The sequence below is a fragment of the Solwaraspora sp. WMMA2101 genome (genome assembly GCF_049179175.1).
Classification (GTDB): Bacteria; Actinomycetota; Actinomycetes; order Mycobacteriales; family Micromonosporaceae; genus Micromonospora_E.
This window is the reverse complement of record NZ_JBMHMA010000006.1, coordinates 1,737,661-1,762,492: the sequence shown is the minus strand read 5'-3', so window position 1 is coordinate 1,762,492 and position 24,832 is coordinate 1,737,661. Positions and strand designations below refer to the sequence as shown.

Below are 24,832 nucleotides of genomic sequence, written 5' to 3'. Positions count from 1 at the left end.
GGCCGGGCTCCCCGTCGGGTACCGGCACAGGACCGGCCGGTCGGTCACCCGAGTCAGCTGGGATGCTCCGGGCATGCCTACCTACCCACCGACCTTCGCCGAGCAGGTCGTCGCCCAGCCGCTGCGCCGTCAGTTCGAGGCGTTCCTCGACGAGCACCGTGCAGCGCTCAACAGCTGCCTGGACGGGCTGACCGAGGAACAGGCACGTCGATCGTTGGTGCTCTCCCGGACCACCCTGCTGGGTCTGGTCAAGCACGTGACCTTCGTCGAGAAGGTCTGGTTCGACGAGGCCGTCACGTGTCGACCGCGTACGGAACTCGGGCTACCGGCGACGGCGGACGAGTCGTTCATCCTCGGCGACGACGACACGATCGCCAGTGTCCAGCGGGCCCACCGGGACGCCTGCGAAGCGTCCCGCCGGGCGACGTCGTCCCTGGGGCTGGACGACATCCTGCGCGGCAACCGGCGGGGGCCGCTGCCGCTGCGCTGGGTGTACCTGCACGTGCTGCGTGAACTCGCCCAGCACTGCGGTCACGCCGACATCCTGCGGGAGCAGCTGCTGCGTACCTGACCTACGGGGCCCGGCGACCAACTTCTGCGGAGTGAGGTGTTTACAAAACTGTTAAGAGTCCTAATAATTGCCGGCACTGGTGCTTCGAGGGAAGGACGTCGATGAGACCCGTACGGATAGTGGCCCCGGTGCTGGCGGCGGTCCTCGCCGCCGCCGGGGTGGTCTGGGCGGCCGGGCCGGCGCTCGCCGCCGGACCTACCGCGACCTTCGTCAAGACCTCCGACTGGGGCAGCGGCTGGGAAGCCCGGATCACCGTGACCAACGGCGGTACGGCGGCCCTCACCGGCTGGACCGTCGCCTTCGACCTGCCCGCCGGCAGTACGGTCGGCACCTACTGGGACGCCCTGCTGACCGTCTCCGGCCAGCGGTTCACCTTCACCAACCGCAGCTGGAACGGCGGCGTCGCACCCGGCGCGTCGGTCTCCTTCGGGTTCCTCGGCAGCGGCCCCGGGGCTCCACTCAACTGCACGGTCAACGGGGCGGCCTGCGGCGGCCAGCAGCCGCCACCGACCACCGCGCCACCGACCACCGCGCCGCCCACGACCGCCCCGCCGACGACCCCACCCCCCAGTACCCCACCCCCTACCGGTGACGGGTTGCCGAAACACTTCCTCACCGGCTACTGGCACAACTTCGACAACCCGGCCGTGGAGTTGCGGCTGCGCGACGTTCCCGCCGAGTACGACCTGATCGCGGTCGCCTTCGCCGAGGCCACCAGCGTCCCTGGTCAGGTCACCTTCGGCATCGACCCGGGCCTGTCCGCTGCGCTCGGCGGCTACACCGACGCCCAGTTCGCCGCCGACGTCGCCACACTGCACCAGCGCGGCAAGAAGGTGATCATCTCGATCGGTGGAGAGACCGGCCGGGTCGCGGTCAACGACGCGGCGTCGGCGTCGGCGCTGGCCGACAGCCTGTACGGGCTGATCCAGCAGTACGGCTTCGACGGCGTCGACATCGACCTGGAGAACGGGCTCAACCCCACCTACATGGCGCAGGCGATGCGGACGCTGCGCAGCCGTACCGGGCCGGGGCTGATCATCACGATGGCGCCGCAGACGATCGACATGCAGTCACCGTCGGTGTCCTACTTCAAGCTGGCCCTGGACATCCGCGACATCCTGACCGTGGTGCACACCCAGTTCTACAACTCCGGCTCGATGCTCGGCTGCGATCAGACCTTCGCCTACAGCCAGGGCACGGTGAACTTCATGACCGCCCTGGCCTGCCTGCAGTTGGAAGCCGGCCTGCGGCCCGACCAGGTGGCGCTCGGTCTACCCGCCGGCCCCGGGGCGGCCGGCGGCGGCATCGTCGCCCCGACCATGGTCAACCAGGCCCTCGACTGCCTGGCCCGGGGCACCGGTTGCGGCAGTTTCCGGCCGCCTCGCACCTACCCCGGGATCCGGGGTGCGATGACCTGGTCGATCAACTGGGACGTCAGCAACGGCAACTCGTTCGCCCGTACCGTCAAGCCGCACCTGGCGACGCTGCCCTGACCGCGATGCTGCCCTGACCGCGACGCTGCCCCGCCGGGACGGTAACTCGGATCCGCCGGTATTCCTGTGAGGAATAATTATTCCTCACAGGAATACCGGCGGATCGCTGTGCATGACCGCCGGACGCCGACCGACAAGTGCGGCGAGGTCCGGGGCCAGTAACCCTGACCGGCCAGTGAGCTCCAGTCCTCAGCACGCCCGGTCACGGTCGGCGGCCCGGCGTCGCCGCCGTCGTACCTGCCCGACCACCCAGTGCACGACCAACCCGCCGAGGAGCACGATCACGGCGATGTCGAACCAGCGGCTGTACCGCTCGACCTGCTGCCACTGCGAGCCGAGAGCGAATCCGGCGCCGACGAACAACGCGTTCCACACCCCGCTGCCCAGCGTGGTGAAGACGCTGAACTGGGTCAACGGCATCCGGTCGGCGCCGGCCGGCACCGAGACCAGGCTCCGGACGATCGGCACCATCCGCCCGAACAGCACCGCCCAGCGTCCGTACCGGTCGAACCAACGGTCGGCGGAGTCCAGGTCCTCCGGGTCGACCAGCGGCAGCTTGTCCAACCAGCGCCGCAGCCGGGGCTCGCCGATCGCCGCGCCCAGCCAGTAGAGCAGCAGCGCGCCGGCCAGCGACCCGGCGGTCGCCGCGAGCCACACCCAGACCAGGTCGACCCGGTCCTGGCTGGCCAGGTAGCCGGCCATCGCCAGGACCACCTCGCTGGGGATCGGCGGGATCACACTCTCCAGCGCCACCAGCAGTCCGACGCCGATCTCGCCGAGGCGCTCGATGACGCCGGCCACCCAGCCGGTCAGGCCACCCGCCTGCTCAGGTGGGGTGTCGACGGTGACGGCCATGGCGCTCCCGGGTGCTCGTGCGGGTCCTTGCCGTACCCGCTGGCCGCCCGCCTCACACCCCGGCGCGGGTCGAGCTCTCCCGTACCTGCAGCTTCGTCGGCAGGGTCACCGTGGTCGCGGCCCGGTCCGGGTCCGCGATCCGGGCGGCGAGCAGGTGGGCGGCGGCCTCACCCAACTCGTACGTAGGCTGCGTGACGGTGGTCAACGCCGGCCGGACCAGATGCGCCCACGGCAGATCGTCGAAGCCGACCACGCCCATCTCCGTCGGCACGTCGACGCCCTGGTCGACCAGGCACTCGACCGCGCCGACGGTCATCAGGTTGTTGGCGACGAACAGCGCGTCCGGCCGGGGCGACATCCGCAGCAGGTCGGCCATCGCCTGGTAGCCGCCGTCGGCGCGGAAGTCGGCGTACCGGACCAGGTCCTCCCGGTACGGCTGCCCGGCGTCGGCCAGGGCCAGCCGGTATCCGGCCAGTCGGCTGCTGGCCGTGTAGACGCCCCGCCGGCCGGTGATACAGGCGATCCGCCGGTAGCCGGACTCGGCCAGGTGGGCGGTGGCGAGCCGGGCACCGTGCTCGTTGTCGACAAGTACGGTGTCGATCCGCCCGCCGTGCAGTTGTCGGTCGATCACCACGAACGGCACCCGCAGCGCGGTCAGCCGGTCCAGGTCACCGGCCGCGCCGGACGGGGCGATGAGCACCCCGGCGACCTGCTCGGCGAGGACGGCGTTGAGGTAGCGGGCCTCCTTGGCGGGATCCTCGTCGGTGTTGCACAGCACCACGGAGTAGCCGACCTGCTGGGCGACGTCCTCCACGCCACGGACCAGGGCGGTGAAGAACGGGTTGCCGATGTCACTGATCAGCACCGCCCACAGTGTCGTCCGGCTGCGCCGCAGGTTGCGGGCGAGCGCGTTCGGCCGGTAGTCCAGTTCCCGCATCGCCTGCCGGACCCGGTCGGCGAGCACCGGGTCGACGTTGGCGTGGCCGTTGACGACCCGGGACACGGTGGCCGGGGAGACCCTCGCCTGTCGCGCGACGTCGTAGATGGTCGCCATGTCCTCGCCCTCTTCACCTGTCGTCGACCGCCGGGGTCGACCACGGAACCCGCACGATGATTACAGACCGGGTACGGAGCGCGACGGCCGGCCAGGTCGGGCAATTGCCACCTGTCACGCGATGGTCCGCCGGAGAGTTTGCCGACCGCGGCCGCTGGAGAAGCTGACCGGTCATGGGCAGGCAGAGCGTGAACAGCGGTTCCTCCGGTGCGGTCGGCGGCGACGGAGTGCGGGCATGAACGACCGGTGGTTCAGCAAGGCGGTCGTCTACTGTCTGGATATCGACACTTTCGCCGACTCCAACGGGGACGGGATCGGCGACATCCCGGGGCTGATCGGTCGCCTCGACTACCTGGCCCGGCTCGGCGTGACCTGCCTGTGGCTGCACCCGGTCCACCCGTCGCCCGGCCGAGACGACGGCTACGACGTCACCGACTTCTACAACGTCGACCCGCGCTTCGGCACTCTGGGTGATTTCGCCGAACTGCTGCACCAGGCCGGCGACCGGGGCATCCGGGTGATCATCGACCTGGTCGTCAACCACACCTCCGACCAGCATCCGTGGTTCCAGTCGGCCCGTTCGTCGCCGGACTCGCCGTACCGCGACTGGTACGTCTGGTCCGACACCGAGCCCAGCGACCGGCACCAGGGCATGGTCTTCCCCGGCGAGCAGCACGAGACGTGGAGCTACGACCGGCGGGCCAAGGCCTGGTACTACCACCGGTTCTACCGGTTCCAGCCGGACCTCGACATCCGCAACGAGCAGGTCCGCGCCGAGCTCAAGAAGATCATGTCGTTCTGGCTGCAGCTCGGCGTCGCCGGGTTCCGGATGGACGCGGTGCCGTTCATCATCGAGCACACCACCCCGGGCCAGCCGTCGTCGCCGAAGGACTTCGACGTCCTCACCGACCTGCGCCAGCACGTCCAGTGGCGACGCGGCGACGCGGTCCTGCTCGCCGAGGCCAATGTCGAACCGGACGAGCTCGTCGACTACTTCGCCGACGCCGGCGGCTCGGCCAACCGGCTGCACATGCTCTTCGACTTCATGCTCAACGGCCGGCTCCTGCTCGCCCTGGCCCGCCAGGATCCGGAGCCGGTCATCGAGGCGCTGCGCGACACCCCGGCGCTGCCGGCCGGTGCCTCCTGGGCGACGTTCCTGCGCAACCACGACGAGATCGACCTGTCCCGGCTGACCGCCGCCCAACGCGAGGAGGTGTACGCCCAGTTCGGCCCCGAGGAACACATGCGGCTGTACGGGCGCGGCATCCGCCGCCGGCTCGCCCCGATGCTCGGCAACGACCGGCGGCGCATCGAGTTGGCGTACTCGTTGCAGTTCACCCTGCGCGGCACCCCGGTGCTGCGCTACGGCGAGGAGATCGGCATGGGCGAGGACCTGTCGCTGGACGGCCGGGAGGCGATCCGTACCCCGATGCAGTGGTCGTCGCTGCGCAACGCCGGCTTCTCCACTGCCGACCCGGCCGACCTGGTCCGCCCGATCATCGACGACGACGAGTACGGCTACGGCACGGTCAACGTCACCGCGCAACGCCGCGACCGCGGCTCACTGCTCGGCTGGTTCGAGCGCATGATCCGTACGCTGCGGGAGGCCCCGGAGGTCGGCGCCGGCTCCTGTACGCACGTCGACGTCCCCACCCCGCCCGGGATCCTGGTGCACCGCGCCGACGACCACAGCGGCACCATGCTCTTCCTGCACAACCTCGGGACCGAGCCGGCCACGGTCGACCTCGGTGACCTCTACGACGACGCTGAGCTGCCCACCGAGGTGCTGGCCGACCAGGACTACCCGCCGGTCGGCAAGCTCGACGCCCTCGACCTCGACGGGTTCGGCTACCGCTGGATCCGGCTGCGGCTGAACAGCCACCACAGCCCGATCACCGGCAGCACCAGCGGGATGTAGCCGTATCCGCTGCCGAACCCGGACCAGACCGTCTCGTCGGGGAACGCAGCCGGTACGGCGACACTCGCCGCGCCGACGCCGAGCACCCCGGCCAGTTCGACGCTGCAGCACACGTACGCGATCCGCCGGCCGACCTGGCCGTCGACGATCAGCCCGGCGGCGGCCACCAGGTAGACCAGTGCGGCGATCGCCGACAGCAGGTACGCCACCGGGGCCTCGCCGAACCGGGTGGCGATCTGCACCCCGGCCCGCGACGAGGCGGCGATCGCGAACAAGATGTAGACGCCGATCAGTACCCGGCCGGGGCCGTTGCTGGTCCGGCCCGGCCGGCCGTCCCGCGCCGCCCGGCCGTCCCGGGTTTCCTGCTCAGCCACCGGCCACCGCCGTCCAGGTCTGCTGCAACCGCACCACCAGCACCGGGATGACCAGGCAGAAGACGCCGACGGTGAGCGAACCCCACCGGGTGGGCTCCATCCGACCGAGGACTCCCGCCATCGGCGGCAGACACAGGGTGGTGATCAGGTAGCCGGCGAAGACCGGCGGGTCACCGGGGCGGTGCCCGCCGACCACCGCCACCACGGCGACGACGGTCAACGCCAGCAGTGCCACCTCGACGGCCGCCAGTCCGCCGTACTGGACCAGGCCCGGTGGGCGGTCCAGTGCCGCGCAGAGCAACGCCCAGCCGGCCACCAGCAACGCGCCGACGATGACCACGATGGCGAGCGGCCCGTTCATCCGCGCTCCGCCTCAACTGCCCCAGCCACGCCCACACCCTACTCACCACGGCATCCGTCCCTGCCGGGCTGGTCGTCGCGCAACCGCCCGGGTACGGACAGTGGCCTGCCGTATCCATTGAGGTCTATAGTCGGCGCGGGACGGTCCGACCCACCCTGGGAGAGCGCGTGGTGACCGGCGCCGGCATGTGGGGCCTGCTGCTCGCCAGCTGTCTGGTGCTGCTCGCCCTGCTCGCCCTCGCCGCGCTGGCGGTCCGTGACCCGCAGCCGGGCGTCGACCGTCGGGCGCTGCGCGCCGAGGCCGACGAGTTGGCCGCCGAGGCCGCCGCCATCGCCGAGGCCGCCGCCGTCGCCCACGCCCGCGCCGAGCAGGCCCGCCGCGTCGCGATCGCCGCCGAACAGGACCGCGACGCGGCCTGGCAGCGGCAGGAGGCCGCCGGCGCCCGCTACCAGCAGGCGCTGCGGTCGGCCCGGCAGCGCCGCCCGGCCACCGCCGGGACACCGACCGTGCCCGCGCAGCACCAACGCGACGTCAGCCGGGCGGCGCTGACCGCGTACCGGCGCGGCGAGATCTCCGTACAGCAGTTGCGGCAACTGTGGCGGCGGGCCGGCGACCCGGACCCGGCCGGACACGACCTGCGCGACGCGCTCGACCGCGCCGTCGACCAGCACCGGGCCGCCGACCATGCGGCCCGGCGCGAACACGACGTACTCGCCGCCACCGCCCGGCGGGCCGCCGACACCGCCCGGATCGCCGAGGTCGCGGCCGGGGCACTGGCCGCCGAGGCCGTCGCCGCTGCCGTCGAGGCCGCCGAGGCCGCCGACAACGCCGACCGGGCCGACCGGGGTCGCCGCCGGCGATGAGCCCCGACCGGACGGTCGAGGCGGTGCGGACCGGCGTCAGTCCAGTACCGCGACGGCGCGGCCGGCCTGGTCGGTCGCCCGGACCCGTACCGGCCCCACCGGGCCGTCCGGATGCGCCGCCGACACCAGCAGCCCGGTGCCCTGCTGCCGCTGCCCCCGGATGGTGACCTCCAGTTGCGCGACCGCGCCGCCGCTGGTCGTCACGTGATGCCACCCACCGGTCGGCGACTCCCACCACCAGGCCACCGCCACCGCCGGCGCGAGCGGACTGCACAGCCGGGTGTCGGCGGCGGTCGCCACCGCCCGTGCCGGCGCGTCCGGCACCAGCAGGACCGCCGCCACCAGGTTCGCGTCCCGCGGCAGCTCCGCCCGCACACAGGTCAGCCGGACCTCGTCGGCACGCCCCGGCAGGGTCCCCGCCCAGACCTCCCAGGCCAGCACCGAATGCGGCGCGTGCCCGGACAGCTCGCCGGCCAGGCAGCCCAGCCCGGACCAGGCCCGCGCGCCGGCCGGGGTGTCCGCGTCGTCGACGCTCTGCCCCGGGTCGCGCTGCGGCGACAGGTAGCTCAGCCGGCTCAGCGGAACCCGCCCCAGGTCGGCCAGGGTGAACGGGCGGTCGACCCCCGCCTCGGTGACCTGCATCCGCAGCAACGGCCCCGCCCAACAGCCGCCCGAGTCGGCCGCCGCGTGGTGCCCGGCCGGCACCGGGTCGGTCACTCCGGACCGGACCGCCAGCTCGTGCCACTGACCACCGGCGAGGCTGCGGGACTGCACCTGCCGGACCCACGGCGCCACCAGGTACCGGGCCGGCTCCGTCGGCGCGCTGAGCCGGATCGCGCTGGCGGCGCGGGCGTCCGCCGCCGGAGCCGGCTCGATCCGCACCGACCGGTCGGCACCAGCGGTACGGAACACCGCGACCCGGCTCACGTCGGCCAGCACGGCCACCGTTGCCGTCGACCCTCCGGCACCGGTCAGCTCACCGGCGTACACCAGATGGGCGGCCCCGACGGGGGCGGTCACCGGCACCTTCGGGGCGGCGAAGGCGGTGACCACCCCGGTCCCGGTCCGCACCGCCAGCCCGGCGGCGGCACCGTCCGGGTCGGTCGCGCCGTGGGCCGCCGTACGCGCCGCCGGGTCCCCGGCGGTCGCCTCGGCCAGCGCCAGCCAGCTGTCCAGCGCCGCTGTCACCAGGGCGGTGTCGTCGGTCCGGGAACCCCGGGTCGGCCACGACGCCAGACTCAGCCGGGCGGCGCCACGCCAGGCCTGGTCGCCGACGCGGCGGATGCCGTCCGGCGCCGGTGCGCCCGTACCGTCCACCGCCGGTCCGGCCACCTCGGGCGGGAACCGCGCCAGCCGGGGGGACAGCGTCGCGGTCACCGCGACCGTCGCCAGCAGCACCGTCGCCAGCGCGGCGAGCCGGCCCAGCCGGGCCCACCGCACCGTACGCTGGTCCGGCGGCCGCAGCCGGACGGTCATCGGGTCGGTCAGCGGTCCGGTCAGCAGGTGCCGCTGGCGGGCCGGTGTGATGCCCTCGGTGTCGGCGAGCCGTTGCCGTTCGGCGGCCCCGGCGGCTACGTGGACGACCGGGTCGGGCCAGCCCGCCTCGTGCAGCACCCCGATCGCGTCCCGGGGCGGCAGCTGCTCCACGACCAGCAGGACGTATCCCGCGCGTACCGGGGTCGGCAGGGTGGTCAGGGCGGCCAGCAGCCGGTCGGACTGCGGGTCGTCCTCCTCGGGCACCGGCCGGCCCCAGTGCCCCGGCAGGGCGACGGTGAACCGGGGCGGGTTGGCCGCCCGGCGGACCACCCGGGCCAGCAGCCACAGGTACTCGTCGTCGGTCACCTGGCGCCACGGCAGCGACCAGCGGACCACCCGGTGCGCCCGCGCGATCCGTTGGTCGGTGGCGCGGCGACCGGGGCCGGCCAGCGGCTCGGTCGAGTCCGCGAGCACCAGGTACGCCACCCGCACCAGCCGGTCGTAGTGGCGCTGCGTCGGCGTGCCGGGCCGCACCCGCGACGGGACCGGCAGCCGGTCCGGCACCGCCCCGGCCGACCGGGCCACGGGCGGCTCGGTCGACGGGTCCGAGGGCGGCTCGGCCGGTCCGCTGGACACTGCTGGTTCCTCGGCGCGCACGCGTTGACAACGCCGACGCCCGGCACCGGGTCACGGGTCGTCGCCGGGTCAGGGGGTGGCCAGGGCGAGCCACTGGTGGCTGGCGACCTCGGCGTTCGGCGGCACCAGCAGCCGGTCCAGGCTGCCCGGTGCACCGGCTGCCAGGTCCCACAGCGCGCCCCCGGGCAGCCGGACCCGGGCCAGCGGCGTCCCGGCCGGGTACGGCTGTCCCGGGACGATCAGCCACCGCAGCAGTCGGGCCGATCCGCCCGGGATCGCGAACGACACCGGGACCATCCGGGTGGTCTCGGTCGACGCGCGGATCACCCGGGGTCCGCTGCGGGGCAGCCACCGGGCCGCGCCCTGCACGGTGGCCAGCTCCGGCTCCTCGACCTGGCGCAGTGGACGCTGGAACGCCCGGTGCACGGCGTCGGCCACCGCAGGCATCCGGGCGCCGCCGCCGACCAGCAGGACCGAACCCAGGCTGGCCGGCGGCACCGCCAGGTCGGCCAGCAGCTGCCGGCAACAGGCGATCGTCCGGTCCAGCAGCGGCGCCACCAGCTGCGCCAGGTCCGCCCGACCCAGCCGGTACGCCGGAGTGTCCGGCAGCAGGAAGTCCTCCACGGTCGAGGTGTCGCTGAGTTGATGCTTGATCCGTTTGGCGAAGTCGGTGACCGCCATCTGCAGCCGCAACGTCGCCGGCGCGGACTGGTCGGCCGCCGCCGTCGCCTGCAGCGGCGTCAGCCACTGCTGGCCGTCGGCGTGGATCCGTTCGGCCAGCAGCGCGTCGATGTCCCGGCCGCCGCAGTCGTCGATGGCGGCGTGGCCGAGTACCTCGTGCCAGCGCTCGTCAATGCGCACCAGCGCGGTGTCGAAGGTGCCGCCGCCGAGGTCGTAGACGAGCACCAGTTCTCCGGGGACCGGTGCCGGGCCGGCGACCGGGGCGAACGCGGCGGCGACCGGCTCGGGCAGCAGCTCGACCGGGCCCAGCCCGGCGGCCTCGGCGGCGGCGATCATCTGGGCCCGCCGGGGGTCGTCCGGGGCGTACGACGCCGGGATCGTTACCACGGTCCGGCGTACCGGGTGGCCGCAGCGCCGTTCGGCTTCCGCCCGCAGCGCGGTCAGCAGGGCCGCCACCTGCTCGATCGGCCGGAACCGGCGGTCGCCCAGCAGCACCGGCACGTCCGCGGCCATCCCGCGTTTGAACTCGGCGGCGTAGGCCGTCGGCTCGGAGCGTTTGCGCCGCTCCGCCAGGGCACCGACGAGCATGCTCTGGCCGTCCCAGTGCACCGCGGAGGGCCAGGCCGGGGCACCGGTCACCGGATCCGGCACCGGCGTGACGACGTCGCCGGTGACGACCGCGGCCGCCGACGACGACGTGCCGAAGTCGACCACCAGGACCGGCGGCTCAGACATCCCAGACATCGATCAGGCTCCGCTCGTTGGACTCCCAGTTGGCCAGCAGGTGCCGGCTGTCGGCACTGAACCCGACCCGGAGCCGCTGCCCGGTGCCGCCCAGGACGCGGAACAGCTCCTGCCCGGTCACGGTGTCCTGCAGCAGCATCGCGGTGATGCCGTCGAGACTGTCGGCGACGCTGGCCCGCAGTTGCCCGTCGGCGCTGACCACGCTCGCGCCGAAGCCACCCAGCTGGCTCTGCTCGGCGAACTCGGGCAGGTGCTGCTGCCACGCGTCGTCGGTGATCCGGTCGATGCGCTCGCCGGTCCGCAGATCCCACAGCGTCACGACGGTCCGGCGGTACCGGCCGACGGCCCTGATGCGGCCTTCCGCCGCCGCCCGCCAGCCGGTCTCGTCGACCAGCACCCGGTGCGGTTCGCCGGGGTCGCGGAACCGTACGGTGAGTTTGCCGGTCTCGATGTCCCACACCGACAGGAAGCCGTCGGTGTCCCAGGTGACCACCGCCAGCCGGCCCTCCGGGTCGAGGTACACCCGGCCCTGTGGGTCGCCGCCGGGTCCGTGGTCGGGGCGGAACTCCGCCCGTACGGTGTCGTCGGCGATCGCCCGAAGTCGGATCAGCCGCGCGGCCCGGTCGCATTCCACCAGGTGCTCACCGTCGGGGGTGAGCAGCCAGCTGCCGGTCGATTCCAGGTGCCGGCGCCGGGGCGGGGGCTGACCCTGCAGCGCGGTCGCGTCCTTGGCGGCGGCCACCACCAGCACCGGGCCGACCAGGTCACCGACGGCCACCTGCTGCCCCAGCTGGCGACCCTGCTGCGCGGCGGTGAGCTCGAAGACACGTTCGTCGGGCGTACGGATGTGGGCCAGCACCGCCCCGGCCTGGTACGGCTCGCCCGGCGGTACGCACCAGCGGGCCAGCCGGGCCCGGCCGCCGGGGATCTCCCAGGACGTCGGTTCGACCCGCCACCGGGGCGGGTCGGCGGTGACGACCCGTCCGGCGGCGCCCGCCGCGAACCGGGCCGCGCCACGCAGGACCGCCAGCTCCGGTTCCGCGGCGACCCGCAGCGGCTCGGGGGCCGCTGCCCGGTGGGCACCGCCGGGCGGCTCGTAGCCGAGGCCGGAGCGCACCGCGGCGTGCGCGGCGGACAGGTGGGCGCCGCCACCGGAGACCACCACCGCGGCGAGGTCCGCCGTGGTGGCGCCGACCGTGCCCAGCACGCCGTGGACGCTGTCGACCAGCCACCGCAGGGCGGGCGCCGCGAAGGCCTCCAGCCAGTCGCGGGTGAGCCGGTACGGCGGCGACAGCGGGGTCAGGTGGTCGACCACCTCGTCGGAGTCGACGAGCTGGTGCTTCAACCGACGGACGAAGTCGATCGCCTCGTAGTAGGCCCGCAGCCCGGCGTCACCGGGTGCGGCGAGCAACGGCTCCAGCCAGGTGCGCCCCTGGGTCCGCAGGTCGTTGATGAGCAGCGCGTCCAACTCCTGGCCGGCGGGGCTGCTCTCCTGGGCGAGCTGGACGGTGTGGCTGCCGTACACCTGCACTATGGCGGTGGTCCAGGTCGCGCCGAGGTCGCATACCAGCACCAGCGCACCGGCCGGCAGGTTGTCGGTACGGGGATCCAGGGCGGCGGCGACCGCGCCGCCGATCAGTTCGACGTCGCGGAAGCCGGCCGCCTCGCCAATCGCGATCATCGTGTCCCGCCGGGGGTCGCCGGGCAGGTAGTCGGCGGGTACGGTCAGCGTCAGCCGGTCGATCGGCCCCAGGCCGAACAGCTGCCGGGTCTCGTTGCCGACGACGGTGAGGTAGGCGGCGAGCGCTTCCGGGCCGGTGACCTCCCGGTGCTCCAGCCAGATGGAGGCGGAGGCGTCGACGGCGCGGCGCGGCCCGTCGATGTAGCGCCGTGGCATGGCGCGTTTGCGCACCTCGGCCGGCGTGCCGACCAGAAAGCCCTCGTCGGCCAGGCAGACCGAGGACGGCCAGCTCGCGGCACCACTGGCCGGCTCCTTGACCAGGGTTGTCTGGTCTGCGACGACCAGCGCCACCCGCGTACCCGATGCACCCACGTCGACCACCAGGTTCGGCTCGGTCAAGGTCATCGGATTCCTTCCGTGGATACCCCGGCCTTCAGGCCGGGGAGGAATCGGAACTCCCGCGGAGCGGGACAGGGAAAGTCGATCCGCCGCCGGGGCGGATCGGCGCCCATTACACACGCTGCCCCACGGCTCACGACCGGATCGCTAGACTGTGGACTGTGTCCAGGACCGTGAAGCGGGCGTTCAGGTACCGCTTCTACCCGACCCCTGGGCAGGCCGCAGAGCTCGCCCGGACGTTCGGCTGTGTCCGGCTGGTCTACAACAAGGCCCTGGCCGCCCGCAGCGAGGCGTGGACCCAACGCCAGGAACGGATCACCTATAACCAGTCGTCGGCGATGCTGACCGGGTGGAAGAAGACCGACGAACTCGCGTTCCTCGGCGACGTCTCCTGCGTCCCTCTGCAGCAGGCACTGCGGCACCTGCAGACCGCGTTCACCAACTTCTGGGCGAAACGCGCCCGGTATCCGACGTTCAAGTCGAAGAAGCGGTCGCGGCGGTCGGCGGAGTACACGACGAGCGCGTTCCGCTGGCGCGACGGCCGGCTCACCCTGGCGAAGATGTCTGATCCGTTGGACATCGTCTGGTCCCGGCCACTCCCGCAGGGTGCGGTGCCGTCGACGGTGACGGTGTCGCAGGACGCGGCGGGCCGTTGGTTCGTTTCCCTGCTCTGCGACGACCGGATCGAACCGGCCCCGGCCGCGTCGGGGGTGGTGGGGGTCGACGCCGGGCTCGACAGCCTGTTCACCCTCTCGGACGGGGAGAAGATCCCCAACCCGAGGCACGAACGCCGCGACCGCGATCGGCTGGCCCGCGCCCAACGCAACCTCGCCCGCAAGGCCAAAGGCTCGGCGAACCGGGCCAGAGCACGGCTGAAGGTCGCCCGCATCCATGCCCGGATCGCCGACCGCCGACACGACCACCTGCACAAACTCACCACTCGGCTCGTTCGTGACACCCAAACGATCGTGATCGAGGACCTGACCGTCCGCAACATGATGGCCAACCACAGTCTGGCCCGCGCCATCTCCGACGCGGCCTGGCGGCAGTTCCGCACCATGCTGGCCTACAAGGCGGACTGGTACGGCCGGGACCTGGTGGTAGTCGACCGCTGGTTCCCGTCGACCCGACGATGCTCCGCCTGCGGCGTACTGGCTGACCGGATGCCGTTGCAGGTGCGGTCGTGGACCTGCCGGTGCGGGCAGGCCCACGACCGGGACGTCAACGCGGCCCGCAACATCCTCGCGGAGGGGCTCTCCGTGACTGCCTGTGGAGGCGGTGTAAGACCTCACCGGGAGTCCTCCTCTCGGACGGGGCGGTCGTCGGCGAAGCAGGAACCCCCTGGGGTGACCCAGGGAATCCCCATCCATTAGGGCGGGGAGGATTGTCAAGCCCTCACCACGGTTTCGGCGATTGATATCTCTGGAAGCTCCGGCATAGTGTCCGCGAGCGCCGCCGCCGCGTCCACCCTGGGCGATGGGCGCCGTTCGCCACGGATGATGGTGAACGTAACGGAAACTGCCGAGGCGGCCGGAGCCGCCCCCGTGTGTTGTGTCACTCCCGGTGGATTCGGCTGCGGTACGCGTTACGCTCAGCCCCAGCGAGGGGGAGTAGCTCCCAACATCGCGGTCGACACACTGGTGCTGCGCACCCGGCCGCGGCGACCTGACGATCTGTCGTCAGGTGGGCGAGACCTTCGACTCAGGCTGTCCAAGCCGGGTCGAGGTCCGCGTGCCCACGATCCGGCCCGAACCGGATGAGAGGCACCATGGACGGGTTCCTGACCGCCACCGCGATCAGCTTCGGCGTGATCTTCATAGCTGAGCTGGGCGACAAGTCCCAGTTGATGGCGATGACCTTCGCCACCCGGTTCAAGATGTGGCCGGTCCTGATCGGGATCACCGCGGCCACCGCCGTCGTGCACCTGGTGTCCGTCGGCATCGGGTACGGCCTCGGCGTGGCGCTGCCCACCGGCTGGATCTCCCTGGTCGCGGCGGTGGCGTTCTTCGGGTTCGCGCTCTGGACGCTGCGCGGCGACTCGCTCACCGACGAGGAGTCCCGGCGGGCGCAGCGCACCACCCGGTCGGCGATCATCGCCGTGTTCACGGCGTTCTTCCTCGCCGAGCTGGGCGACAAGACGATGCTCGCCACCATCACCCTGGCCACCCGGCACGGCTGGTTCGGTACCTGGCTCGGGTCGACCCTCGGCATGGTGGCGGCCGACGCGTTGGCCATCGTGGTTGGCCGGATGCTGGGCAGGCGACTGCCCGAGCGGGTCGTCGCCTACGGCGCCGCCGCCCTGTTCGTGCTGTTCGGCTGCTGGCTGCTGGTCGAGGCGGTCCGGGAACTGACCGGCTGACCTGCGCCCCGGGCCGGGCTGTCCGGCACCTCCGCGTCGGGTGACCTGCGCGGGGCGTGGTGTGCGTGACAACAGGCGTGACAGCCGGTCGCCGTGGGTACGGTGAACCGTATGGAGCACTTCACGATCGCCACCGTCGCTGAGCAGAGTCCGGACTTCCGGCGGGTGCTCTGGACCGGTGAGCATTCCCAGCTTGTGATCATGACCATCCCGCCGGGCGGCGAGATCGGCGAGGAGGTCCACGACGAGATCGACCAGATCCTCACCTTCGTCAGCGGCGTCGGTGAGGCGTTGGTGGCCGGTGAGCGCCGGGAGGTCGCCCAGGGCGACCTGGTGGCGGTCCCGGCCGGTACGAAGCACAACTTCCGCAACACCGGGCCCAACCCGCTGGTCCTCTACACGGTGTACGGGCCGCCGGAGCACGCCGACGGCGCCGTCCACCACACCAAGGAGGAAGCCGACGCGGCCGAGGAGTCCGGCCAGGACGAGCCGCCGAACTCCTGACCCCCGGGGGCCGTCGGTCAGCCGTCGGCGGTGCCGCCCAGCAGCGACGGGTCCTGGCGGATCAGCTCCGCCAGCCGGGCGGCCGGGCTGCCGGCCGGCGGCTCGGCACGCGGCGGCCAGTCGGGTGGTCCGCCGGCGGTCGGTACACCGACCGCCGGCGGCTCGCTGAAGGTGCCGGTGATCACAGTCGGAGCGCCGGTGCCGGTGTCCCGCCGTTCGTTGTGCCCGTGCCGGGGCCCGTCACTGGTGCGACGGTTCGCCGGGGTGGCCGGGCCGGCCGTGGCGGTGCCGGCCGTCGTGGGACCGGCGAGGTGTACCTCGACCCGGCCGCCGTGGTGGCTCACCGACAGGTCGACCGACTGGTCACCATCGGTGAGTCGGACGACCACGGCCAGCCCCGGGTGTCGCTCCACCACCTGCCGTACGGCCGCGGCGAGTTCCTCCGCCGCCGACGTGGCCCGGTCGGTGCCCTGGTTGACCCGCTTGTGCAGCTGGTCCCGTCGGGCAAGCCGGGCGAGCGCGTCGTCCAGGTCACCACGCATCTTCGACCTCCCGTTGTCATCGTCTCAGGATGGCTGACTCCTTACCGCGCGGTCCAGAGCCCGGTCAAGAACCACCAGCAGGGCGTCACGTACCGACAGCCGGTCCCGTGCGTCGAAGGCGACGATCGGGACCTTCTGGTCCGTCGCCAACGCCCACCTGACCTCGTCGATGCTGTGACTCAGCCGTCCGTTGAAGGTGTTGACTCCTACCACGAACGGCAGCCCGGCCCGTTCGAAGTAGTCGACCGCCGGATAGCAGTCGTCCAGACGTGAGCTGTCCACCACCACCAGTGCGCCGAGTGCACCCCGCGCCAGGTCGTCCCACATGAAGCCGAAACGGGTCTGACCCGGGGTGCCGAACAGGTAGAGCTTCAGGCTCCGGTCGATCGTGACACATCCGAAGTCCATTGCCACCGTGGTGGTGGTCTTGCCGGACTCCGTACCGGGGTCGTCCACGCCGACCGAGACGGCGGTCATCTCCGCCTCGGTGGTGAGCGGGGCGATCTCGGAGATCGCCCCGACAGTGGTGGTCTTGCCCACGCCGAAGCCACCCGCGATCACGATCTTCACCGGGATCGGCGCGGTACGGGTCGCCGGCCGGGGCGCGGGCCGCCGCCGGGTCCGCATCGGCAGGCCGGCGGCCAACGGGTCAGGAGATGGCACGAAGTCCACGGATCACTCGCAGGATGGTGTCGGCATCGGCAGGGGCCTCGACGTCGGGTACGTGCACGTCGAGATGATCGGTTGCCCGCAGGTCACCGACCAGCACCCGGGTCACCCCGAGGTGCAGCCCCAGCCGGGCGGAGAGTTCCGCCACGGAGATCGGGTCAGCGGCGAGCGCGATGATCGCCTGAAGTTCGGGTGCCAGGCTGTGCAGCGGTGCCGCGGGCGCGAACATGTCCGGCACCCGCGCGGTGACCTGGGTCTCCAACCCGATGTCCGGGTCGGCGCCGGCGACCCGGCCGGCGGTGAGCACGAACGGCCGCAGCCCGGACGCCGCAGTCGGGGCGCCGGTCGGGCCGGCTCCCGCGCCAGCCGGGGCGGCCGGCGGTGGAACCGGATGCCCGGTACCACCACGACCGTCGTCCGGTCCGGCTCCGTCGACCGGCGGGGTACGCAGGTAGGGGCGGATCCGCACAGGCGGCTCGGCCGGATCGTCCGCCCCGAACGGCGACCGGGTCACGACTGGACGGAGTTCTTCAACTCGGCGATCAACCGGGGAGTGAGCGCGCCACCGGCGCGCCCGGCGAACAACGTCATCTCGTACGCGACGGTGCCGAGGCTGGCCGAACGGTCGGCGACCACGCCCAGTACCGATCCGCTGCTGATCGAACTGACCAGCAGGTAGCCGTCGGCCATGTCCACCACCACCCGGTTCAAGGTGCCGAGGGAGTACCAGTTGGCGGCACCCCCGGCCAGGCTGGTCATCCCGGAGACGATCGCCGCCAACCGTTCGGCGTTGGCCCGGTCCTGGATCGCGGACATCGCCATCAGCAGGCCGTCCGAGGAGACCGCGATGGCTTCCCGGACGCCGGCGGTGCTGGAGGTGAACGAGTCCAGCAACCAGTTGAAGGTCTGCGCCTCGGCGCTGAGCGGGCCGTTCGCGGTCCCGGCCGGGGTCGGGGTCGGGCGCTCGGCGGTGTCCGGTGTGTACGGGCTGTTCATCGGTCTGGTCCTTTGCCGTGCTGAGGGTGTCCGGTGATCTCGGTGAGTGCCCGTTGGACGCCGCTTTCGAAGGCGTCCAACGAGTCCTTCGCGGCCTGCGGGTCCGGTGGCCAGGAGGCGCTGGCCGTCGGTGCGGCCGTCGGTCGGTCGGGCAGGCTGGCGCCCGGTACGCGCTGGGTCAGCCGCGCCGACCCGGCCACCTGCGGATCCTGCGCGGCCGGATCCCGCGCGACCTGCTGCTGCGCCCGCCGTACGCCGGCTTCGAACTCTTCGAGCAGGGCCCGCGCGGCCCCGGGGTCGGTCGGGGTGTCGCTGACCGCCGCCGGGCCGGTGCCGACCGGATGCTGGGCACCGGGGACCCGTTGCCGCAGCGGGCCGCGCCCGGCCGGGGCCGACTCGGCCGGCTCAGTCGCGGCCGGCTCAGTCGCGGCTGGCACCGACCCGGCGGGACCGGCTGCGCCCGTGGCCTGGTCGCTGTCCGCACCGCCGGGTGCCCCGGAGCTGCCGGGTGCGGCGGTGCCGAAGGCGTTCCATGGCGTACCGGTGTCGAGCGATGTCGTGGCCCGGTGCAGTGCCGCCGGGTCGAAGCGGGGATCCGCCCCGACGTCGCCGACGGTGCCGACCGACGTCCGCGTCGCCGGCCGGTCGGGCTGTGGGGTGGCCGGGGCCGGCCGTACCGGGGCCGTGCCCACCGGAGACGGCCGCGCCGGGACCGGCCCCGGCGGCGGCATCCGCCTCGGTGGGGCCGGCGTCGAGGCGACGGTCGGCACCAGCAGTTCCGGCCCGAGGTCGACGGTCACGGTGACCCCGCCACCCGCCGTGGCGTCGAGCGCGACCGCGATGCCGTGCCGGCGGGCGAGCCGACCGACGACGAACAGTCCGAGCAGTTCGGTGGGGACCAGATCGAGACGTTCCCGGTGGGTCAGTCGGGCGTTCTCCTCGGCCAGCCGCTGTGCCGACAGGCCGAGCCCGCTGTCCACCACGCTGATCCGCAGGCCGTCGCCGCGTGCCGCCGCGCCGACCGTCACCCTGGTGTGCGGCGGTGAAAAGACCGTCCCGTTCTCCATCACCTCGGCCAGCAGCAGCACCAGGTCCGCGATGGCCGAGGGCACGATGGCGAAGCCGGCCGGTGCCTGTACGTCCACCCGGGTGTAGTCCTCGATCTCGCCGAGGGCGAGCCGGATGACGTCGGACACCGGCAGCGGCGCCATGTGCTCCTCGGCTCCGGTCGACCCGGAGAGCACCACCAGGCTGCCGGCGTTGCGCCGCAGTCGGCTGGAGATGTGGTCCAGCCGGTAGAGATGTTGCAGCCGCTTCGGATCGGTCTCCTCGCGTTCCAGCCGGTCGATGACCGCGAGTTGCCGGTTGACCAGGTTCTGGGTCCGTCGGCCGACGTGACCGAACATCTGCGCCACGTTGCGCCGGCCGGAGACCTGCCGCTCGACCAGTCGGGCGGCGGTGCGCTGGACCCGGTCGAAAGCGCGGGCCAGGTCGCCGATCTCGTCGGTGGCGGTCACCTCGACCGGATCCAGTCGCACCGGGTCGGGCCGTTCGGTCTCGTCGTCGGCGACCCGGACCAGTTCGGCCTCGGCGAGCCGGGCGACCCGGTTCGCCGAACTGGTCAACCGCGCCAACGGCTGGGCGACCGAGCGGGCGACGACCAGGCTGAGCGCGACGACCGACAGCAGCACCAGCCCGGCGGCGGCGGCCACGCCGTACGCGGTCAGCAGGATCTGGTTCTGTCGTTCGGTGACGTCGACGGTGACGTCGATGACGATCTTGCGTTCGACGAACCGGCCGAGTGCGATCAGCGACTCCAACGAGGGGAAGAGCGCGTCGACCGACAGCCCGGCCAGTGCCTCGGTCGGGTCGACGGTGAACCCGTCGCGGGCACCGCTGCGTGAGTCGTCGGTGAAGCCACTGCCGAGCCGCTCGTCGACGGCCTGCTCGACCAGCGTGTAGAGCGCCACCTGGTCGGCGGAGGCGAAGCGACTGAACCGGGCGGCGTTCTCCTGGGTGGAGACCAGGCTCATCGCGTACCGGGTCGCCGCCTGCGGGCTGCGTTCGGCGACGACCAGCAGCATGTGGCTCGCGCCGGAGCTGATCGCGTCGTCGAGGCGCAGCGCGGCGTCGAACGCCACGATCTGCCGGCCCTCGGCGGTGGCCACGTCGGCCGTGTCGACCAGGTGCAACGCGTCGATGAGCCGCACGATCAGATTGCCGTACGTGGTCATCACCTGGTCGCTGTCGGCGGTGCGCGCCAGGACGCCGGCCCTGGTCTCGGCGAGGTCGTCGACCGCGGCCACCGCCGCGTCGAGCTCCGGGCCGATTCCGGCTCCGAGGTCGGCCCGGATGTCGGCGATCCGGTCGGTGATCGCGGCTTCGTGCAGGACGAGCCGGGAACGGTCGACCGCGCCGACCAGGTGACCGACCGCGAGCAGCCGTTCCAGCTGGAGGTCCTGGACGAGCGAGCCGATCCGCCCGCCGACCTGCACCGTCCGTACGGTGTCCGCCGCCCGGGCCGCCAGCGCGACGCGGTCGACGACGATCGGCACGGTCAGCGCGGCGACGGCGATCAGCGGGATCATGACCAGGAGCGCCAGTTTCCCGCGGATGCGGAGTCTATCGAGCAGCAACGGTCGGCTCCCAGTGTCGGCTGTCCGATGTGACCCCGTCGGCGTCGTCGGCCGGCCCGGCCCGGCCGCCGGTCGCCGGCGGGCCGTCGGTGGGTCCGGTGCCGACAGGTGGAGTGCGCGGCCCCGCCGCCGCGCTGTACGCGAGCAGCACCGGGACGCTGACCAGGCAGACCGCCAGGATCAGTACGCCGACCGACAGCCACTGGTCGCGCTGTGACCCGCTGATCCGGTCGGCCAGCAGACCGTCCAGCTCGGCCAGCATCGTGCCGGCAAGTTCAGCCCCCGCCGACTGCGCCTCCCCCCGCAGCGCGACCAGCTGTCCCAGGTCCGGTACAGCGGCGGCGCGGGTGGCCCGGTCGTCGTCGCCGGAACCGCCGTCGCTGCCGCTGCCGCCGTCGCTGCCCGTGCCGTCGCCGGAGTCGTCCTCGGACTGCGCGGCCCGGGCCAGTTCGGCGGCTGCGGTGTTCAGGATGGCGGCCGCCGCGGCGATGGCGTCCATGCTGCGCTGGAACCGGTCCACCTGGGTCAGCAGGTTGCTGCTCATCGTCCGGCTGTCGGTGCTCTCCACCGCAGCCTGGACGTTGCTGGCCAGGTCGTCGGCGGGAGAGAGGATGTCGCTGGTGGCACCGATCAGTTCGACCAGCGCCAACGGCCGTTCCTGCGCCGGCCGGGTCGGCAGCAGGACGGCGAGGTCGGCGAACCGCCCGGTGGCGATGAGCGCCTCGGGCAGTTCCTCAGCCGCGCCGTCGGAGAGGTGGTAGGCGTCGCCTTCCGGGTCACGGACCAGGTTGGAGCTTTCCCGGATCCGGTCGTAGTGCGCCAGCAGCAGGTCGGTGGTCTGCCGGTAGGCGTCGAACGCCGCCGTCGGCTCGTCGAAACGTCGGTCCGGCAACGCCTCGACGGCCGCCCGTAGTGACGTCCAGCGCTGCTGGACCCGCAGCGAGGCGCCGACGCGCTGGTCGACCTCGGCCACCGCGTCCAACGCCCGGGTGAGCGCCTCGGCGTTGACCGGCTGCCGGGCCACGGCGGCCGACTGGGCGTCGACCAGCGCCATGGTCAGCTCGTTGAGCGCGGCCAGGTAGGCCACGCCCTCTCGTTCCCGTTGCGCGAAGGCGACGTCGGCCGACGTGCCGCGCCACAGTTGGACGAAGAGCACGCAGACCGGCACCAGCACCAGTACGGTGACCGCCGATCGCAGCAGTGGTCCATCGAGCCGTCGCCTCCGGCGTACGGTCTCGTGTGCAGGTTGCATCGCCCACCCCCCTGGCGGTTCGCCGCGAATTGCCGGGCTGCCTTCTGGACGGTCTGATGTCGACCGTGTCGTCGGTGCCCCGCCGGCACGGAAAGATAGATGGCGAGCCTGGCAGGCCGGAACCATCCGTGAGGCCTTCAGTCGCGCACCGTACGGTGGATGTCATCTCTCCGTGTTCAGATGTTCACCTGCTGCAACATTTCTCTGTCCTGCAAACGATTTCCGGGAAATATGTCCTTTATGAGAGAATCAACGGCATGTGCGGGTGGCCCGCCGAATGGGTATTGGTATCAGGCGGAGTGTCGGATCGGCGTTGGTCGACACGTTCTGAGTGACCGGAGAACGGCGGGTGGGGCCCCGTCGTGTGATCAGGGGTGTCCATCGTGTGCTCAGTCGCCATCGGCCAACAGGTCGAGCAGGAGGGCGGCGGTCCAACTGAACGCCGCCGCGCCCACCCCGGCCCCGGTCACCGGGTGGAAGTACTCGTAGTAGCCGGACCTGCCGACCAGGTCGATCATGGCCGCCCGCAGCCTGTCGGCCTCGGTGGCGCAGCCGTGGGCGCGCAGTCCACGCCAGAGCAGCCAGTTGATGTTGATCCAGACCGGACCCCGCCAGTACCGCACCGGGTCGAAGTCGGTGGCGGTCCGGTCGTAGCTGGGCACCGGCATGGCCGCCGACATCCCGAACCGGTCGGACCCGAGCACCGCCACCAGCGCCGCCACCCGGTCGGCCGGCAGGTCCGGCAGGATCAGCGGCACCAGTCCGTTCACGCACCGGGCCGGGCTGAGCCGGCCGGTCCGCACGTCACGCGCGTGGTACATGCCGGTGCGCGGATTCCACAGCCGATCGTCGATCGCGCGGGTGATGTGCCCGGCCCGGGCCAGGTGCCGGGCGGGATCGGCGCCGACCACGCCGGCGATCGCGGCCAGCGCCCGCTCGGCGGCACCCAGCAGCGCGTTGAAGGTCGGGCATTCGACGACGAAGCCGTGCCGGTCGGCGAGCGCGTCGTCGGCGTAGTCGTGGTCGCGGTACGCTAGGGCCAGCGCCACGAACCGGGCGTAGTCCTCGTCGGTCGGCCGGTGCGCCACCGCGGCGACCCGGTTGTCGTGTCGCTGCCGCCCGGCGAGGACCGTCAGGTCGGCCGGTACGGCGGCCAGGGCCGTGTCCCAGGCCGGGCTGTTGTCCAGCCCCGACTCCCACGGGTGCACGATGGCGGCCAGCCCGCCGCCACCGGCGTCGCGGCGACCCAGCAGGTAGTCCTGCGCCGCCACCAGCCGGGGGTAGAACCACCGGAGCTGGGCCAGGCCGACGGCGTCGGGGGCCCGCTGGTAGAGCTCCCAGACCGCCAGCGCGTGCGCCGGTGGTTGGACGATGCCCGTACCGTCGGGGTGGCCCGGTCGGCGCAGCGGCACCTGCCAGAACCCGGGCCCCGGGAAGTAGTCCCGTTCGGCGATGCCGGGATCGAAGACGATGTGCGGGACCCGGCCGTCCGGCCACTGCGCCAGGAACAGGCTGCGCAGATCCTGCCACGCCCGGTCCGGGGCGAGGCGGGCCAGCCCGATCGCGATGAACGCGGCGTCCCAGCTCCACTGGTGCGGGTAGAGGGTGCGTGACGGCACCGTGTGGCGACCGGACCAGTTGGCCTCGAGCACGGCCCGGGCCGCCGGCCACAGCTCGTGCCGGCCACCGCCGCCCGGCTCGGCCTCGGCGGGTGGCGCGACCGGCGGTACGGCCGACGTCGTGGTGTCGATGATGCTCATGTGGTTCCGTTCCCGTTTCTGGTCCGTGCTTCCGGTCGGCGGGCGCGCGTGCCCGGACCGCCCACCCGGCGACCGGGTGGGTGACGACGAATGTACGCGCGGTGAACAGCATGTGGTGTCGGCCCGGCCCGACGGTAGGGTCGGTCGGCCACTGGCCGATGCGTCGTCCGGCCGAGGTATAGGCACAGGTCGGCGTGGGTAGTCGGCGAGCATGGCGACCCACGGTGAGCAGCTCGGGGTGTCTCTGGGACCCGGCGTGGACATGCCGATGCTGGGCTTCGGGACCTGGCAGGCGACGGGGGAGTCCGGCTACCGGGCGGTACGGGCCGCGCTGGACGCCGGTTACCGGCACCTGGACACCGCCACGATGTACGGCAACGAGGCCGAGGTCGGCCGGGCGGTCCGGGACAGCGGGCTGGACCGGCAGGAGGTCTTCATCACCACCAAGCTCCCGCCCGAGCGCCTCGGCCAGGAAGCGGAGACCCTCGCCGCCAGCCTGGCCGCGCTGGCGACGGAGTACGTCGACCTGTGGCTGATCCACTGGCCGCCGCGCGGTGGTGCCGCCGTACCCACCTGGCGGGAGTTCATCGCCCAACGCGACGCCGGGGTGGTGCGGGCGATCGGGGTCAGCAACTACAGCCTGGCCCAGATCGACGAACTCATCGAGCAGACCGGGGTACGCCCGGCGGTCAACCAGGTGCCGTGGGCGCCGGCGATGCACGACAGCCGTACGTTGGCCGAGCACCAGGAACGGGACGTGGTGGTGGAGGGGTACAGCCCGTTCCGCAACACCGACCTGGACGATCCACTGCTGGTCGAGGTGGCCGGGCGGCACCGCGTCACCCCGGCCCAGGTGGTGCTGCGGTGGCACCTGCAGCACGGCATCGTGGTGATCCCGAAGTCGGTGACGCCGCAGCGGATCGTCGCCAACGCCGACGTCTTCGGGTTCCGCCTCACCCCGGACGAGATGGCCGCCATCGACCAGCTGCGGGACTGAGCCACCGTCCG

General features: G+C 72.6%; 22 protein-coding genes. 8 read left to right on the top strand and 14 right to left on the bottom strand.

Translation table 11 applies throughout. The annotated features are described in order from the left end of the window. Positions 1 to 73 precede the first annotated feature (73 nt). Positions 74 to 571, top strand: coding sequence for a DinB family protein (locus ACN28F_RS08645; protein WP_421357417.1), 498 nt, complete (start codon positions 74 to 76; stop codon positions 569 to 571). 101 nt (positions 572 to 672) lie between these two features. Beyond that, entirely contained in the window at positions 673 to 2,064 is a 1,392-nt protein-coding gene (locus tag ACN28F_RS08640; RefSeq protein WP_421357416.1) for a chitinase, read from the top strand. Positions 2,065 to 2,253: 189 nt separating this feature from the next. Here the strand turns inward: ACN28F_RS08640 and ACN28F_RS08635 are convergent, their stop codons facing one another. Next, positions 2,254 to 2,919: a DedA family protein gene (locus ACN28F_RS08635; RefSeq protein WP_289207517.1), complete on the bottom strand. Its 666-nt coding sequence runs from the start codon at positions 2,917 to 2,919 to the stop codon at positions 2,254 to 2,256. Between the two features lie 52 nt (positions 2,920 to 2,971). Continuing rightward, positions 2,972 to 3,973 (bottom strand): LacI family DNA-binding transcriptional regulator, encoded by a 1,002-nt coding sequence (locus tag ACN28F_RS08630; protein WP_289207516.1) that lies wholly within the window; start codon positions 3,971 to 3,973, stop codon positions 2,972 to 2,974. Between the two features lie 235 nt (positions 3,974 to 4,208). Between ACN28F_RS08630 and ACN28F_RS08625 the strand changes: the two genes are divergently transcribed. Next, a complete protein-coding gene (locus ACN28F_RS08625; RefSeq protein ID WP_421357415.1) occupies positions 4,209 to 5,891 on the top strand; it encodes an alpha-amylase family protein in 1,683 nt (560 codons plus the stop codon). Here ACN28F_RS08625 and ACN28F_RS08620 read toward each other — a convergent pair. Together ACN28F_RS08620 and ACN28F_RS08615 are read right to left on the bottom strand one after the other, a co-directional pair. Further along, positions 5,822 to 6,265, bottom strand: coding sequence for a hypothetical protein (locus tag ACN28F_RS08620; RefSeq protein ID WP_289207514.1), 444 nt, complete (start codon positions 6,263 to 6,265; stop codon positions 5,822 to 5,824). The genes ACN28F_RS08625 and ACN28F_RS08620 overlap by 70 nt on opposite strands. Next, on the bottom strand, positions 6,258 to 6,626 hold the full coding sequence (locus ACN28F_RS08615; RefSeq protein WP_289207513.1) for a hypothetical protein: 369 nt from the start codon (positions 6,624 to 6,626) through the stop codon (positions 6,258 to 6,260). The genes ACN28F_RS08620 and ACN28F_RS08615 overlap by 8 nt, the downstream gene beginning before the upstream one ends. A 167-nt stretch (positions 6,627 to 6,793) precedes the next feature. Here ACN28F_RS08615 and ACN28F_RS08610 point away from each other — a divergent pair, with 167 nt between their 5' ends. After that, positions 6,794 to 7,489 carry a hypothetical protein gene (locus ACN28F_RS08610; RefSeq protein WP_289207512.1) on the top strand — a complete coding sequence of 232 codons (696 nt, stop codon included), beginning with the start codon at positions 6,794 to 6,796 and terminating at the stop codon, positions 7,487 to 7,489. Between the two features lie 36 nt (positions 7,490 to 7,525). Here the strand turns inward: ACN28F_RS08610 and ACN28F_RS08605 are convergent, their stop codons facing one another. The 3 genes from ACN28F_RS08605 to ACN28F_RS08595 all read right to left on the bottom strand — a co-directional run bounded on the left by ACN28F_RS08605 (position 7,526) and on the right by ACN28F_RS08595 (position 13,112). After that, complete coding sequence (locus tag ACN28F_RS08605; protein ID WP_421357414.1) at positions 7,526 to 9,601, bottom strand: hypothetical protein; 2,076 nt, start codon at positions 9,599 to 9,601, stop codon at positions 7,526 to 7,528. A 69-nt stretch (positions 9,602 to 9,670) separates the two neighbouring features. Continuing rightward, positions 9,671 to 11,026 (bottom strand): Hsp70 family protein, encoded by a 1,356-nt coding sequence (locus ACN28F_RS08600; RefSeq protein WP_421357413.1) that lies wholly within the window; start codon positions 11,024 to 11,026, stop codon positions 9,671 to 9,673. Further along, positions 11,010 to 13,112 carry a hypothetical protein gene (locus ACN28F_RS08595; RefSeq protein ID WP_421357412.1) on the bottom strand — a complete coding sequence of 701 codons (2,103 nt, stop codon included), beginning with the start codon at positions 13,110 to 13,112 and terminating at the stop codon, positions 11,010 to 11,012. The genes ACN28F_RS08600 and ACN28F_RS08595 overlap by 17 nt, the downstream gene beginning before the upstream one ends. A gap of 155 nt (positions 13,113 to 13,267) precedes the next feature. Between ACN28F_RS08595 and ACN28F_RS08590 the strand changes: the two genes are divergently transcribed. From ACN28F_RS08590 to ACN28F_RS08580, 3 genes are all read left to right on the top strand, one after another. After that, the gene (locus tag ACN28F_RS08590) at positions 13,268 to 14,479 is read left to right on the top strand and encodes an RNA-guided endonuclease InsQ/TnpB family protein (RefSeq protein ID WP_421357411.1); all 1,212 of its coding nucleotides are present in this window, start codon (positions 13,268 to 13,270) and stop codon (positions 14,477 to 14,479) included. A 395-nt stretch (positions 14,480 to 14,874) separates the two neighbouring features. After that, positions 14,875 to 15,465 (top strand): TMEM165/GDT1 family protein, encoded by a 591-nt coding sequence (locus ACN28F_RS08585; RefSeq protein WP_289211081.1) that lies wholly within the window; start codon positions 14,875 to 14,877, stop codon positions 15,463 to 15,465. Between the two features lie 111 nt (positions 15,466 to 15,576). Then, positions 15,577 to 15,969 (top strand): cupin domain-containing protein, encoded by a 393-nt coding sequence (locus ACN28F_RS08580; RefSeq protein ID WP_282225890.1) that lies wholly within the window; start codon positions 15,577 to 15,579, stop codon positions 15,967 to 15,969. A gap of 17 nt (positions 15,970 to 15,986) precedes the next feature. On the opposite strand, the gene ACN28F_RS08575 is transcribed toward ACN28F_RS08580, so the two are convergent. The 7 genes from ACN28F_RS08575 to ACN28F_RS08545 all read right to left on the bottom strand — a co-directional run bounded on the left by ACN28F_RS08575 (position 15,987) and on the right by ACN28F_RS08545 (position 23,824). After that, the gene (locus ACN28F_RS08575) at positions 15,987 to 16,511 is read right to left on the bottom strand and encodes a hypothetical protein (RefSeq protein ID WP_289207507.1); all 525 of its coding nucleotides are present in this window, start codon (positions 16,509 to 16,511) and stop codon (positions 15,987 to 15,989) included. A 24-nt stretch (positions 16,512 to 16,535) separates the two neighbouring features. After that, positions 16,536 to 17,138: a GTP-binding protein gene (locus ACN28F_RS08570; protein WP_289211080.1), complete on the bottom strand. Its 603-nt coding sequence runs from the start codon at positions 17,136 to 17,138 to the stop codon at positions 16,536 to 16,538. A 22-nt stretch (positions 17,139 to 17,160) separates the two neighbouring features. Then, on the bottom strand, positions 17,161 to 17,694 hold the full coding sequence (locus tag ACN28F_RS08565; RefSeq protein WP_289207506.1) for a DUF742 domain-containing protein: 534 nt from the start codon (positions 17,692 to 17,694) through the stop codon (positions 17,161 to 17,163). Continuing rightward, complete coding sequence (locus tag ACN28F_RS08560) at positions 17,691 to 18,176, bottom strand: roadblock/LC7 domain-containing protein (protein WP_289207505.1); 486 nt, start codon at positions 18,174 to 18,176, stop codon at positions 17,691 to 17,693. The genes ACN28F_RS08565 and ACN28F_RS08560 overlap by 4 nt, the downstream gene beginning before the upstream one ends. Next, on the bottom strand, positions 18,173 to 20,764 hold the full coding sequence (locus ACN28F_RS08555; RefSeq protein ID WP_421357410.1) for a nitrate- and nitrite sensing domain-containing protein: 2,592 nt from the start codon (positions 20,762 to 20,764) through the stop codon (positions 18,173 to 18,175). The genes ACN28F_RS08560 and ACN28F_RS08555 overlap by 4 nt, the downstream gene beginning before the upstream one ends. Before the next feature lie 34 nt (positions 20,765 to 20,798). Then, on the bottom strand, positions 20,799 to 22,064 hold the full coding sequence (locus tag ACN28F_RS08550) for a hypothetical protein (RefSeq protein WP_289207503.1): 1,266 nt from the start codon (positions 22,062 to 22,064) through the stop codon (positions 20,799 to 20,801). 389 nt (positions 22,065 to 22,453) lie between these two features. Then, positions 22,454 to 23,824, bottom strand: coding sequence for an MGH1-like glycoside hydrolase domain-containing protein (locus tag ACN28F_RS08545; protein WP_421357409.1), 1,371 nt, complete (start codon positions 23,822 to 23,824; stop codon positions 22,454 to 22,456). A gap of 238 nt (positions 23,825 to 24,062) precedes the next feature. On the opposite strand from ACN28F_RS08545, the gene ACN28F_RS08540 reads away from it, so the two are divergent. Continuing rightward, a complete protein-coding gene (locus ACN28F_RS08540) occupies positions 24,063 to 24,821 on the top strand; it encodes an aldo/keto reductase (protein ID WP_421357408.1) in 759 nt (252 codons plus the stop codon). Positions 24,822 to 24,832: the final 11 nt, after the last annotated feature.